The organism is Rhodopseudomonas sp. BAL398 (assembly GCF_033001325.1).
Lineage (GTDB): Bacteria > Pseudomonadota > Alphaproteobacteria > Rhizobiales > Xanthobacteraceae > JARJEH01.
The window spans coordinates 103,275-115,860 of sequence record NZ_CP133114.1 but is presented as its reverse complement, the minus strand read 5'-3'; the positions used below and the strand labels follow the sequence as shown (position 1 = coordinate 115,860).

Sequence of the window (12,586 nt, the reverse complement as noted above, 5' to 3'; positions counted from 1 at the left end):
AAAAAATGAAAGCCATCCTGGCCCTCAATTCCGGCTCGTCGAGCGTCAAATTCGCTTTGTACGAACCGCATACATCAGAGCCCGTCCTTCTCTATCGCGGTTTGCTGGATTTGCACGGCAAGGACGGCCACTTCGCGATCAAGGATGCGGCTGGAAAGCCGGTTCAAGGCGCTGATTCGCCGACGGTCGATCCGCAAGCCGATCTCGCCACATCCTTGTTAAACCGAGTGGAGCAGCTTCTCGACGGCCGAGAGCTCGTGGCGGTTGGTCATCGGATCGTTCATGGGGGCTTGAAGTATGTGGCGCCCGTCCTGATCGATACCGAAATCGTCCAGGACTTCGATCGATTGACGCCGCTGGCGCCGCTTCACCAGCCGGCCTGTCTCGATCTTGTTCGCAGTCTCCTGGCGTCGCGACACAAGCTGCGCCAGGTCGCGTGCTTCGACACCGCCTTCCATCACGACCTTTCCCCGATTTATCGCCGTTTTGCGCTGCCGCTCGAATATGAAGCGAAAGGCATTCGCCGCTATGGCTTTCATGGATTGTCTTTCGAGTACATCGCGAAGCAATACGAGCAGCGTGACCTGCGGATAGTTGTCGCTCATCTCGGAAGCGGAAGCAGTCTCTGTGCGATCCGCAATGGACGAAGCGTCAACACCACGATGAGTCTCACGCCGCTCGATGGCCTCATGATGGCAACGCGAAGCGGCTCTATCGATCCCGGCGTCTTGCTTTACCTGCAACAGTCGGAGCGCATGTCCGCGGCCGCGATTGAGGACCTGCTTTATCATAAATCCGGGCTGCTCGGCGTGTCCGGCCTTTCCGCCGATATGAGGACGCTGCTCGCGAGTTCGGATTCGAGAGCTAGGGAGGCCGTTGACCAGTTCTGCGCCCGCGTCGCCGAGCAGATCCTCGTGATGGCGACGAGCATGAATGGAGTGGACGTGCTGGTCTTCACCGGGGGAATTGGCGAACACAGCCAGGAAATTCGCGACAACGTTTGCGCGCGACTGAAATGGATCGGCCTCTCAAAAGAGGGCGAAAGCGCCAGTACAGATCATCGCATTGCGGTTCGTGCAATTCCTACTGACGAAGAGTTCGTTATCGCGCTTCACACACTCGGTGTCCTGCACTGACTGAGTCTCGGGCGAGGACACTTATCCAAACGCGGACCGGTTGAGATAAGTCTCTTCGGATGGTCGTGCATGCTCGCCCGATCCGCTACACGCGGCCACGGCTTGCTGCGTAGACTTTGGTGAATTCTGCCCCAATGAGAAAGATCTGGGCTGAGTAATAGACCCACAGGAACAGCAAAATCAGCCCGCCTGCCGCGCCATAACTGGAGGCTGCGGCACTCGTGCCGAGGTACCACCCAATCAAACTCTTGCCGATCGTGAACAGGACGGCAGTGACAAGCGCGCCGATAAACACATCCCGCCACGCGATCGGCCGATCGGGCAGCACCTTGTAGATCGCCGCAAACAGAGCAGCGAGGATCGCGGCGGAAATGATGAAATTGAGAACTGCCAGCAAAACCGTCGCGAACGGCCATCGGCTGTCCAGGTAGCCGCTCAGCGTGGAAAGCCCCGCGCTGACCACCAGCGAAACAATGAGAAGAAAACCGAGAGCAGCGACAAGACCCAGGCTCACGGCGCGCGCGCGGACAAGGCGCGAGACCGTACCACCTTTCGGCTTTGCCTTCCAAATCCGGTTGAGCGCAGTTTGCATCTCACCAAATACGCCGGACGCGGTGAGAAGAAGGGTGGCAAAGCCTATGGCGGATGCGAGGATCCCGGAGGATTTGGATGAAGCGCTTGTCAACGCGCTCTGAACCACATCAGCAGCCTGCTGTCCCATCAAGCCGGTTAACTGCCCCAAAATGGCGCCTTGGGCAGCGTCGTGCCCAAAAATCAAGCCAGCGATCGAAATGACGATGAGCAAAACTGGCGCAAGAGACGTCACTGTATAAAACGAAATTGCCGCCCCCCTGCTCAACGCATCGTCTTCGATGAAATTGATGGCGGTCTCTTTAAGCAGGGACCAGAGGCGCGGCATGGTTCGTCATTATACCCTTCGAGGAAATAGGCAGGCGCTACAACTCGGACGTATTCCCCTAGTCCATTGTCCATGGGGTGCCGTAGTAATCGTAAACCTTCCGGCCACGGGCCGGATCCGTCCAATCCCAATCCGAGTCGTTTGCGTAGCGGGGCGCGCCCTCGAGTTGTTGCTTGCTGATATTGGTGCGGTAGCCGCCCAGCCGGGTATCGTAAGTCAGTTGCGCCCAAGGAACGGGATAATGGTCATGGCCCATGCCGAGAAAGCCGCCGAACGCCAAGACCGCGTAAGAAACTTTGCCGCTACGCTTGCTGATCATCACGCGTTCGATCGAGCCGATCTTTTCTTCACCCGTGCCATAAACATTTGTGCCTTCGACCTTGTCACTGCTGATGAGGTCGTAAGTTTCGCGATCTTCTGACGCCATTGCCGTCTCCTCCAATGAAAATAGCAAACTAAATACCGCAGCCAAGGTTCCACGGACATGAAGATGGGCTTAGAGCCGGATCGCTGCCGAGTGCCCACGCGTCGGGACGCGATTGTGTCAATGCCGGCCGAGCGGCATCTGTTATACAGGCGGGCTTGGGGGAATCATGGAACAAAGAATTCGGCCGGAGAGCGACAAGAGCGATAGCAAGGAGACTTTTCTCAGTCGGCTCGGCCCCGGGCTCATCACCGGCGCCTCCGACGATGATCCGTCTGGCATCGGCACATACAGTCAAGCCGGCGCTCAACTCGGGTTCGGCATTGGCTGGACCATGCTCGTCAGCTATCCGTTGATGGTGGCAATCCAGGAACTCTCTGGCAGAATCGGCAGAACAACCGGCCATGGGATCGCCGGCAACGTCTGTCGCAATTATCCGCCGCCGGTTATCTGGTCGCTCGTCACGCTTCTGTTTGTCGCGAATACGATCAATGTTGCGGCCGATCTCGGCGCCATGGGCGACGCGCTCAAATTGCTTATCGGAGGCCCGGCGCCACTTTATGTAGTTGTTTTCGGCATCGTCTCGGTCCTGGCGCAGGTCTTCCTGAACTATGAGCGATATGTCGCCATCCTCAAGTGGCTGACCTTGGTATTGTTCGCGTACGTGATTGCGCTGTTCGTAGTGAAGGTGCCTTGGGACGAGGCGCTCGCCGGTCTTTTCGTCCCAAAAATTGAGTTGAGCGGGGCGTTCCTGACGACGTTGGTGGCGATCCTCGGCACGACTATCTCGCCATATCTCTTCATTTGGCAGTCATCCCAAGAGGCCGAAGAGCAGGATATCGATCCGCAAAAAAAGCCACTGAAAAAGGAGCCCGAGAACGAGACCAAGGAAGTATGGCGCATTCGGATCGACACTCTTGTCGGTATGGCGATGTCGAATATCATTGCGATCGCGATCATCTTGACGACGGCAGCCACTCTGCACAGCAAGGGCGTCACCAATATTCAATCGTCTTCGCAGGCCGCGGAGGCTCTTAAGCCGATCGCCGGCGCCTTTGCGGAGCTGATCTTTGCGCTTGGTATTATTGGAACCGGCCTGCTTGCTATTCCGGTGCTTGCTGGCTCGACCGCCTACGCCATTGGGGAAGGCCGCAAATGGCCGGTCGGGCTATCGCGCAAACCCAAAGAGGCGATCGCGTTCTACTCGGTGCTCGCCCTGTCCGTCGCCACCGGCATCGCGCTCAATTTTACGCCGATCGATCCAATCCAGGCGCTTTACTGGAGCGCCGTCATCAACGGCATCCTTGCCGCCCCGGTCATGATCATTATGATGCTTCTCGTACGCAAACAGTCCGTGATGGGCGACTTGATCGTGAAGGGCCCAGTTTGTTGGCTGGGCTGGCTCGCGACCGCTGTGATGTCTCTTTGCATCCTCGGAATGGGATTTTCATTTGTCGCATAACCTCGTAGCAGACACTGCACAGGGCCAACGCCAGCCATGGGCCCAGTAAGCAGGCGTTAGAGGTCTAATTGACTACCGTACTGCCGAACGTTTCAACAAATGGTCTCGAGTAGGTTCGAATTGGGATGCGGAAATTTCTAAATTACATGCTGTGGGAGATCGAAGAACCCCCAGATCGGATCGGTATCATTGGGGTGGCGATCATGGGAAGCTTTCTGTTGTTCTGTTTTTTCATGTGGTTTTACGCGCCGACGCACGTCGCCAATTAGGTCGGCGAGCGTGCAAGAGCACATTAGGCCGCCGAATACGCGAAGACGTTTCCGCTGCTGCCGCAAGGCCCCATTGCGAAGTCTGCCGCTCATTCGCCTCAAGTCAGATGAACGGCTTCCCGCCCGTCACTGCGACGGTCGTCCCCGACGTATAACTGGAGAGGGGATCCGCGAGCATGACGTAGGCGGTCGCCAATTCGGCTGGTTGGCCCGGTCGCTTCATCGGCACCTGTTTCCCAAACGTCTTCACCGCCTCCTCCGGCATCGTTGACGGGATCAGCGGCGTCCAAATCGGGCCTGGCGCGACCGCGTTCACACGTATGCCCCTCTCCGCGAGCATTTGCGCGAGACCGCCCGTGAAATTCTGGATAGCGCCTTTCGTCGTCGCGTATGCCAGCAGGATCGGATTGGGCATGTCGGAATTGACGGATGCCGTATTGATGATCGCAGCACCCGGCTTCATGTGCGGAACCGCCGCCTTTGCGAGGTAGAACATCGCGTGGATATTAACCTCGAAAGTCGTGCGCCACTCCTCATCGCTGATGTCGCCGATATCCTTAAACGTTGCTTGGTGCGCGGCATTGTTAACGAGGATATCGATACCGCCAAGCTCATCGACGGCGCGTTTAGCGATCTCCCTGCAATGCTCCGGATCGCGTATGTCTCCCGACACCAAAACGGCTTTCCGACCCTCTTTTTCGACGAGTGTCTTGACCGCCTTCGCGTCATCATTCTCGCTTAGATAGCCGATCAAAATGTCAGCACCCTCTCTCGCGTAAGCGATTGCGACAGCCCGACCGATGCCGCTGTCGCCACCGGTGATGATGGCTTTGAGGCCTTTCAGCTTGCCAGAGCCCTTGTAGCTCTCCTCGCCATGGTCCGGCTTCGGGTCCATTTTGTCGGTCGCGCCTGGCATAACCTGCTTCTGGGCAGGGAAAGGAGGGGTCGGATGGGATGGCATAGTAAATTGCTCCAGTTGTTCGACTTCAAACAACTTGGCAGTGTCGATCGTTCCGATCCCGGACTTTTCTGCGAGTTTTCCGCAGGTTGCAGGCCACGATGCGCCATACCGATACCGGAACTGAATTGTCCGACCGATTCTATCTTGCGGGCGTTCCCATCTTCCGACTTTGCACCGATCAGTGGTCTCTCGCCTTGGCCGGAATGAGCTTGCCCCGATTGGCGCGCAGTCCGCGAAAAAACTCCTCAACGTATGGCAGGAGTTCGAAAAGCACGATAAGCGTCATGATGCACGCAACATACATCGCAGGCAGTGGTTGGGATTTCCAACTGAGATCAGTCAGCAAGGGCTCCGGTCCTATGCCAAAGAGCGCCAGGAATTGTCCCCAGTGCAGTGAGAAAACGCTGACGATCGCCATCAACGGAATCATCTCGAGAAAGCTATGGACGTGCTGTTCGCTCGGGGTGACCGTGCGCGCGGTCGTCGCATAGCTTACGTCCCACAGCGCGGTTACCTCATGCACGAAGAACATCAGGATCATCACGGCGATAACGAGCGGGTTGATATTCAAGAACATCGCCGCCAGCAGAGGTATGCCGACCTCCGCGAATATGAGAAGATGAATCAAGGATTCCTTTGCGCCGGTGGTCGTCTCGATGTGGCTGGCGCGATGGCATAGCCAATCGGCAAAACCGGCCGTCAACCAGAGTGGCAGAATGAAGTACATCAAAATGATCGCCGTGGGATCGTTCAGCATCTGCAATCAGGCGCTGCGCATCGCGGATCATCACATTTCCGCGCGGCCTTTCGACGAGCCGCGCGGCCAAAGGGCTCCGATCGATCTGTTCTTTTGCTCACTTGCCGACCAGCACGGCGACGCTTTCGCCATCGTGCTCACGGGAGCTGGCGCGGACGGATCGGTCGGCGTCAAAGCGATCAAAGAAGCTGGCGGGATCGTTCTGGTCCAGGACCCAAACGAAGCGGAATACGCGTCGATGCCGCGTAACGCCATCGCGACCGAGATGGCTGACTTCGTTCTGCCGGTCCGCCAACTGGCCAAACGTGTCGTCGAGCTTTTGAACACACGCGAAAAGGCCATGCCGGCGATCGTCCAGGATTCCCAGGAAGATGAGCTGCGCCGCATCCTCGGATACGTCCGTACACGAACCGGGCATGACTTTTCGCAATACAAGAAGGCGACCATTGTCCGTCGCGTCGCCCGTCGGATGCAGGTCTCCCGCAAAGACACATTGAACCAGTATTACAACTATCTGCGCGAGAACGTCGAAGAGGCGCAGGCGCTGTTCGGCGATTTCCTGATTTCTGTCACGACGTTTTTTCGCGATCCGGATGCTTTTGCCGCTCTCAACAAACAAGTGATACCGAGGCTCTTTGAAAACAGCGGATCCGGCGCGGCCATTCGCGTTTGGGTGCCGGGATGCGCGACGGGTGAAGAGGCCTATACGCTCGGCATTCTTCTGCTGGAAGAGGCTGCGCGTCATGAGATTCGTCCGGAAATCCAGGTTTTTGGGTCGGATCTCGACGCGGGCGCGCTAGCGATCGCGCGGGAGGGCCGCTATCCCAGCTCGATCGAAAGCGAGCTCGATGATGACCGTCTGCGTCGTTTCTTTACCCGGGAAGGCGACCATTATCGCGTTCGCCGCGAGCTTCGCGATGTCGTCCTCTTTGCCAGCCACAGCCTTCTGAAGGATCCACCATTTTCGCGGCTCGATCTCGTCTCTTGCCGAAATCTGCTGATCTATCTCGATCGCGATTTGCAGGCACAGGTGTGCAGCACACTGCACTACGCGTTGAATCCGGGCGGCTTCCTGCTGCTTGGCTCCTCGGAAAACGCCGATCAGCCGACCGGATTATTTCGCGCGCTCGACCGGGAAGCACGTATTTTCCAATCCGTTGCACTCTCTCCGGAGCGACGCCCGGCTCTGCCGACGTTGCTGGCAGGCAATTTCGCTCCTGAGCGACCAATCTCCCAGGCGCGCCCGAGCATCTCTGCCAGCAGCGTGACGGATGCAGCCGTGCATCGGCAGATGTTGGAGAAGATTGCGCCGCCGAGTGTTCTCGTCGACGATGCACACCGGGCCATCCACGTTTCCCAGAACGCTGGTCGTTTTTTGCAACCATCAGCGGGTCCGGTTACGACCGATATCGTCGATCTTGTCCGCGAGGAATTGCGCTTTGACCTCAGGTCCGCCTTGCACCGGGCGTTCGAACGGAATGAAGCTACACTGAGCGTTCCCATCATCATGCCCCTCGATGGCGTCCAGCGCCGGGTTTATCTGCAGGTCAAGCCGGCGCTCGAAGATGATCAAGCCTCACGTTTTGCTTTGGTTCTCTTCATCGAAGGCGAAACGCTTCAGAATGTAGCATCCGAACAAGATGTACACGCAAGCGAACGGCCAGCGAGCGAGATGGTCCGGCAGATCCAGGAGGAGCTTCAGCTTACGCAAGTCCGTCTCAGGACGATGCGCGAAGAGTCGGAAGCGGGCAACGAAGAGCTCCGCGCGACTAACGAGGAACTCCAATCCATCAACGAAGAATACCGGTCAACATCTGAGGAGTTGGAGACCAGTAAAGAAGAGCTCCAGTCGATCAATGAAGAGCTCCAGACGGTCAACCACGAGCTCAAGCTGAAATTGGAAAGCATCTCCCGCGCTCACAGCGACCTCCAAAATCTCATGGCGGCGACCGATTTCGGGACGCTGTTCCTCGACACGTCATTGCGGATCAAACGCTTCACCCCGCGCTTGACCGACCTTTTCAATGTGACGCCAAACGATGAAGGCCGGCCGATCACCGACTTCACGCATGCGCTCGACTACGACGACATGGCGAGCCAGGCGAAGAAGGTATTGAAGGATCTCGCTCCCATCGAGCAGGAAATTCCCGATCATAAGGGCGGCTGGTATCTTGTGCGCATGCGGCCGTACCGGACGATTGAAGACAAGATCGACGGCGTGGTCGCGACCTTTGTCGATATCACCGAGCGCCGCCGAGTCGAGGAAGCCCTCCGTCAAAGCGAAGAGCGCCTCCGCCAGGAGATGCGGCTCGTGGAACTCTCACGATCGCCGATTTTCGTGTGGGATTTTGATGATGGCATCGTTCAGTGGAATCGGGGCAGCGAGGAGCTTTACGGTTATCAACGCGACGAAGTTCTCGGCCGCAAAAAGGAAACGTTTCTAAAGCCGGTCGTTCCAGGATCATCGTTCGAGCAGCTCCAGCTCGATCTTCAAAAGGATGGGATTTGGAGTGGCCAAATCCGGCACCAAACCAAGGACGGCCGAGAACTGATCGTCGAAACGCAGATCGAGCTCGTCAATATCGGTGGCAGACGATTAGTCTTCGAAAGCACCCGCGACGTGACTGATCGCCATCGCTGGGAAGAGCGGCAAAAGCTGCTGCTGGGCGAATTGAGCCACCGCGTGAAAAACATTCTGACTGTCGTGCAATCCATGGCGCGCCAGACGCTACGAACCAGCAGTCGGGGTGAGGACTTCGTCGAGCGCTTCGAGGGACGTTTGGCAGCATTGGCGAACGCGCACAAGCTTCTGGTCGATTCCGACTGGCATGGCGCTGAACTCGGCGCTCTAGCAAGAAGCCAATTGGAAGCGCATGGGATCGGAGATCCGGCGCGGTTCCGGATTGAAGGCCAGCCCGTCATGCTATCCCCGGAGCTTGCGACGCCGTTTGGGCTCGTCTTGCATGAGCTCGCCACCAATGCGACGAAATATGGGGCCCTGTCCAAGGAGAAGGGCTTCGTTTCCATATCGTGGTCGACCGAGAGAGGGAACGATCACCCGGTCCTGAAGTTTGAATGGGAGGAACACGATGGCCCTCCTGTGAAGGCTACCGATCGCTTTGGATTTGGCAGCATCCTTATCGAAAAAGGACTGCCTGAGGCGAAAGTAGATCACGAGTACTTGCCCGAGGGCGTGGTCTGCAGGATCGAGGTGCCGGTGCGAGGGCCAAACGACAATGGGACTCAAGTCCAGTCCTCCACTGACGGATGAATTAGCCGGCGCCCGTATCCTGGTTGCCGAAGATGAAATCCTGATCGCCCTCGACATCCGGTCGATGCTCATTGACGCCGGGGCAGAGGTTCTCGGCCCAGCGACGACACTGGCAGCGGCGAAAACTATCGCTCAGACCGCGTCGCTAACGGGAGCTATGCTCGATGTTCGGCTTGGCAGAGAAACAAGTGAAGCGATCGCCGTCACACTATCCGAACGCAACATTCCATTCGTATTTTATACCGGCGAGGCACTGCCGGCTCATATTCAGGCGCGCTGGCCGAATTGCATCGTCGTGGCCAAACCAGCTTCACAGAGCGTAGTCGTCGCGGCGATAGCTTGCCTCATTCATGCAAAATAGTGAGCCGTACTCCATCGGCTACGGGCACGAGAGCGATCACCGCTCACATTCATTTCGAGACAAGCACGACCTTGCCAACCGAATGGCCTCGCTCGACCTCACTCAAGGCGTCGGGCGCCTGCTCGAGCGGATAGGTTTTAGAAACGTGCGGTTTGACCTTTCCAGCCTCGACCAGCTCGGCGATCTCTGCCAGTTCCTTTCCGTCGGCCTCGACGGTGTATCGCATCGCCCGTATGCCATGTTCTTTTGCCTTGTCCTGCGACGGATCGGTCAAGGTCGTGACAAGAACGCCGCCTCGCTTGAGCAACGGCCAGGAACGCTCGCGCGTCTCACCATCGATGAGGTCGAAGACCATATCGAGATCGGATGCGTGGTCTTCGAACCGCTGCGTTTTGTAGTCGATGACGACATCCGCCCCGAGCGACCGCGCGAATTCAACATTGTCGGTCGACACCGTCGTGAGGACGCGTGCACCTTTTGCCTTGGCGAATTGGACAGCGAAGTGACCGACGCCGCCCGAGCCGCCATGGATCAGAACGGACTGACCGGCCTTCAACTGGCCGTGCCGGAATAGTCCCTGCCACGCTGTTTGCCCGGCGAGTGGAATGGCTGCGGCATGGACGTGATCCAGTGAGGCTGGCTTGCGGGCAATCGCCTTCTGGTCGAGCACCACCTTCTCGGCGTATCCGCCGCCGCCGATGCCGACCATGCCGAAAACTTCGTCGCCGATCTTGAAGGTGGTCGCCTGCGCGCCGCACTTCTCGACAATACCCGAGACGTCGCGCCCCAATGCGTACGGCAGACGATCTTCTTTGACCGCCGGATATTTGCCATTCCGGATCTTGAAGTCGACCGGATTAATGCTGGCCGCCTGCACGCTCACCAGCACTTGGGAGGCGTCCGGGAGCGACGGCTCGACCTGGTCGGCCTTGAGGACCTCCGGGCCGCCAAAACGGTGGATGCGAAACTCGCGGATTGCTGACATCGGCTTTCCTCACAACTCGGCATTAACTTGCCACCCGGCCGCTCCGTTCCGGAACCAGTTCGTTGTGCTTCCGTTTTTCCAGAATGTTCCTGAGATAAGGAGGCCAAAATGGCTGAATCCGCGCGACAGAAGCGCATCACCGGGCGCGTGATGCACGAGTTCAAGCACGGCGAGCTGAAAAGCGGCCCTGGTGGCAAGGCCGGTCCGGTGAAGAGCCGCAAGCAGGCGATTGCCATCGCTTTGGAAGAGGCCGGCGATTCCAAGTACGAGAGTGAGGGCCGCAACAAACGCAACTTGCATCGTACCGAGGAAAAGGAAGCCGAGGGCAAGACCGCCCAGCAGGAGCGCGAAGGCAAATCCCGCGTCGGCGCTTCCGGCAAGCGCGAGAGCACGCGGTCGGTGGGCGGCAGAAATGCGCGGAAGCCAACAGCGCGCGGCGAAAAGGTTGCCCATGCACGCGCTCACGCGAGCGATGGCCATACGCGCGACGAACTTACGCACAGGCGCAACACAAGGACATCGAGGGCCGCTCAAAGATGACGAAACGTCAGCTCGAAAACGCGCTCGGCGTTCACTAGGCACTGCGTCAGCCTCGATCACGCGGGGCTCACAGGCAGCCGAGATCGCGTGGCGGCGGGGGCGTTGTCGTCAATGGGTCTTGCTCGAAAGGATACTCACGTGACCGACGGCCTCATTGCGGGCTTCGAACGCCGACGCTTGCCAGGACATGAAATCGAAGTCGACGTCTTGGTCGGCGGCAGCGGTCCGCCGCTGCTCCTATTGCACGGTTATCCCATGACACGCGTGGCGTGGCGGCCTGTGGCCCCTAAGCTTGCCGAGCGCTTTACCGTCGTCATTCCCGACCTTCGCGGCTACGGCCGCTCCGACAAGCCGAAGGGCGACGAACAACACGAGCGATACTCCAAACGCGTGATGGCGCTCGATCAAATCGCGACGATGCGCGAATTGGGCTACGATCGCTTCGCGGTTGCGGGCCACGATCGCGGTGGCCGGCTAGCGTATCGCCTGGCGCTGGATCATCCAGAGGTCGTCAGCAGGATCGCGGTGCTGGACGTCGTGCCGACGGCGGAAATGTGGGCTGCCGCCAACTCAGGGTCCGCGATGGCTGCATACCATTGGTACATGCTGGCCCAGCCCGCCCCGCTTCCCGAGACGTTGTTGGCGGGCGACCCGGACTTCTTCGTCCGACATACGCTCGCCGATTGGGCCGCCGACGGATTTGCGTTCGATCCTGCGAATATGGAGGACTACATCGCCTGCTTTCGCGACCCGGCCTGCATTCACGGCACCTGCGAGGATTACCGTGCCGGCTGGACGCGCGACCGTGAAGCGGACGAAGCCGACCGCGGCAAGCGCAGGATTACGGCCCCGCTGCTGGTGGTTTGGGGCCGCGACTACAGCGTCGCCAAAGCAAAACCCGTCGAGACGTGGCAGCGCTGGGCAGATTCTGTTATCGGGCAGGAAGTTCCTGGCGGGCACTTTCAGTGCGAGGAAGCGCCTGCCGAGACGCTCGCTGCGCTACTCGGGTTCTTCACGTCGGCAGATTAACGCCGTAGCTTTGGGGAGCCTCTTCCGGATCGGCGTCGATGAGCGCGATGCCAAGTCCGGGGCGCTTGCGCCGCCTCAGCTTCGCCGGCGTCTCTGTGAGCACGACTTCGAGTGTCGGGTGGACCGTGCCCTTGAGTAGGTGGCCACCGCGCGTCGACCCATCCGACAGGCCAAGCACGATATGGACATGCAAACTCGCCTTGCCGTCGTCACCGACGGCGACGTCGCCGATCGCGCTCAGGACCTCGCACTGCTCTTCGACGGCGATCTCTTTGTAGGACTTGCTGGCGAAATCGAACCAGCCGACGGTCGCGCGCGAGAATGCGCCGATCGCCGTCAGCGACGCGGCGGACACGTTCTCTTTCCGCGCGAACCCCTGCAAGGCGGAGAATGCCTCCTCGCCGTCGTCAAGCACGACGACGAGTGTTTCGCCTTTTCCCCCGGACGCGATCCGTTGGCTTTTCATGTTCGC

The 12,586-nt window shown here is 58.7% G+C and carries 12 protein-coding genes; 6 read left to right on the top strand and 6 right to left on the bottom strand.

Annotation, left to right across the window (positions count from 1 at the left end; all coding sequences use genetic code 11):
- Positions 1–5: 5 nt before the first annotated feature.
- On the top strand, positions 6–1,136 hold the full coding sequence (locus RBJ75_RS28990; RefSeq protein ID WP_044409438.1) for an acetate/propionate family kinase: 1,131 nt from the start codon (positions 6–8) through the stop codon (positions 1,134–1,136).
- A gap of 85 nt (positions 1,137–1,221) precedes the next feature.
- Here RBJ75_RS28990 and RBJ75_RS28985 read toward each other — a convergent pair whose 3' ends face one another.
- Together RBJ75_RS28985 and RBJ75_RS28980 are read right to left on the bottom strand one after the other, a co-directional pair.
- Positions 1,222–2,055: a YihY/virulence factor BrkB family protein gene (locus RBJ75_RS28985; protein ID WP_044409435.1), complete on the bottom strand. Its 834-nt coding sequence runs from the start codon at positions 2,053–2,055 to the stop codon at positions 1,222–1,224.
- A 58-nt stretch (positions 2,056–2,113) separates the two neighbouring features.
- Positions 2,114–2,482 (bottom strand): PRC-barrel domain-containing protein, encoded by a 369-nt coding sequence (locus tag RBJ75_RS28980; RefSeq protein ID WP_044409433.1) that lies wholly within the window; start codon positions 2,480–2,482, stop codon positions 2,114–2,116.
- 166 nt (positions 2,483–2,648) lie between these two features.
- On the opposite strand from RBJ75_RS28980, the gene RBJ75_RS28975 reads away from it, so the two are divergent.
- Positions 2,649–3,941, top strand: a complete 1,293-nt coding sequence (locus RBJ75_RS28975; protein ID WP_276156828.1) for an Nramp family divalent metal transporter — start codon at positions 2,649–2,651, stop codon at positions 3,939–3,941.
- 372 nt (positions 3,942–4,313) lie between these two features.
- On the opposite strand, the gene RBJ75_RS28970 is transcribed toward RBJ75_RS28975, so the two are convergent.
- Together RBJ75_RS28970 and RBJ75_RS28965 are read right to left on the bottom strand one after the other, a co-directional pair.
- Positions 4,314–5,171, bottom strand: coding sequence for an SDR family oxidoreductase (locus tag RBJ75_RS28970; protein WP_044413586.1), 858 nt, complete (start codon positions 5,169–5,171; stop codon positions 4,314–4,316).
- A 178-nt stretch (positions 5,172–5,349) separates the two neighbouring features.
- On the bottom strand, positions 5,350–5,928 hold the full coding sequence (locus tag RBJ75_RS28965) for a hypothetical protein (RefSeq protein WP_044413584.1): 579 nt from the start codon (positions 5,926–5,928) through the stop codon (positions 5,350–5,352).
- On the opposite strand from RBJ75_RS28965, the gene RBJ75_RS28960 reads away from it, so the two are divergent.
- Together RBJ75_RS28960 and RBJ75_RS28955 are read left to right on the top strand one after the other, a co-directional pair.
- Positions 5,888–9,199: a CheR family methyltransferase gene (locus RBJ75_RS28960; RefSeq protein WP_234707439.1), complete on the top strand. Its 3,312-nt coding sequence runs from the start codon at positions 5,888–5,890 to the stop codon at positions 9,197–9,199. The two genes, RBJ75_RS28965 and RBJ75_RS28960, sit on opposite strands and share 41 nt — an antisense overlap.
- Complete coding sequence (locus RBJ75_RS28955; RefSeq protein ID WP_044413573.1) at positions 9,165–9,560, top strand: response regulator; 396 nt, start codon at positions 9,165–9,167, stop codon at positions 9,558–9,560. Before RBJ75_RS28960 ends, RBJ75_RS28955 begins: the two co-directional genes overlap by 35 nt.
- A gap of 49 nt (positions 9,561–9,609) precedes the next feature.
- Here the strand turns inward: RBJ75_RS28955 and RBJ75_RS28950 are convergent, their stop codons facing one another.
- Entirely contained in the window at positions 9,610–10,545 is a 936-nt protein-coding gene (locus tag RBJ75_RS28950) for an NADP-dependent oxidoreductase (RefSeq protein WP_044413570.1), read from the bottom strand.
- Between the two features lie 108 nt (positions 10,546–10,653).
- Between RBJ75_RS28950 and RBJ75_RS28945 the strand changes: the two genes are divergently transcribed.
- Both RBJ75_RS28945 and RBJ75_RS28940 read left to right on the top strand, forming a co-directional pair.
- Positions 10,654–11,085 (top strand): DUF6496 domain-containing protein, encoded by a 432-nt coding sequence (locus RBJ75_RS28945; RefSeq protein WP_152647759.1) that lies wholly within the window; start codon positions 10,654–10,656, stop codon positions 11,083–11,085.
- 138 nt (positions 11,086–11,223) lie between these two features.
- Positions 11,224–12,114, top strand: coding sequence for an alpha/beta fold hydrolase (locus RBJ75_RS28940; protein ID WP_152647758.1), 891 nt, complete (start codon positions 11,224–11,226; stop codon positions 12,112–12,114).
- Here the strand turns inward: RBJ75_RS28940 and RBJ75_RS28935 are convergent.
- Complete coding sequence (locus RBJ75_RS28935) at positions 12,098–12,580, bottom strand: PPC domain-containing DNA-binding protein (RefSeq protein WP_044413567.1); 483 nt, start codon at positions 12,578–12,580, stop codon at positions 12,098–12,100. The genes RBJ75_RS28940 and RBJ75_RS28935 overlap by 17 nt on opposite strands.
- Positions 12,581–12,586: the final 6 nt, after the last annotated feature.

Excerpts from the sequence above, each read along its gene's own strand:
- RBJ75_RS28970 (WP_044413586.1), bottom strand. The coding sequence starts at position 5,171 with ATGCCATCCCATCCGACCCCTCCTTTCCCTGCCCAGAAGCAGGTTATG.
- RBJ75_RS28975 (WP_276156828.1), top strand. The coding sequence starts at position 2,649 with ATGGAACAAAGAATTCGGCCGGAGAGCGACAAGAGCGATAGCAAGGAG.
- RBJ75_RS28935 (WP_044413567.1), bottom strand. The coding sequence starts at position 12,580 with ATGAAAAGCCAACGGATCGCGTCCGGGGGAAAAGGCGAAACACTCGTC.
- RBJ75_RS28960 (WP_234707439.1), top strand. The coding sequence starts at position 5,888 with ATGAAGTACATCAAAATGATCGCCGTGGGATCGTTCAGCATCTGCAAT.
- RBJ75_RS28950 (WP_044413570.1), bottom strand. The coding sequence starts at position 10,545 with ATGTCAGCAATCCGCGAGTTTCGCATCCACCGTTTTGGCGGCCCGGAG.
- RBJ75_RS28980 (WP_044409433.1), bottom strand. The coding sequence starts at position 2,482 with ATGGCGTCAGAAGATCGCGAAACTTACGACCTCATCAGCAGTGACAAG.
- RBJ75_RS28990 (WP_044409438.1), top strand. The coding sequence starts at position 6 with ATGAAAGCCATCCTGGCCCTCAATTCCGGCTCGTCGAGCGTCAAATTC.
- RBJ75_RS28965 (WP_044413584.1), bottom strand. The coding sequence starts at position 5,928 with ATGCTGAACGATCCCACGGCGATCATTTTGATGTACTTCATTCTGCCA.
- RBJ75_RS28985 (WP_044409435.1), bottom strand. The coding sequence starts at position 2,055 with ATGCCGCGCCTCTGGTCCCTGCTTAAAGAGACCGCCATCAATTTCATC.
- RBJ75_RS28955 (WP_044413573.1), top strand. The coding sequence starts at position 9,165 with ATGGGACTCAAGTCCAGTCCTCCACTGACGGATGAATTAGCCGGCGCC.
- RBJ75_RS28945 (WP_152647759.1), top strand. The coding sequence starts at position 10,654 with ATGGCTGAATCCGCGCGACAGAAGCGCATCACCGGGCGCGTGATGCAC.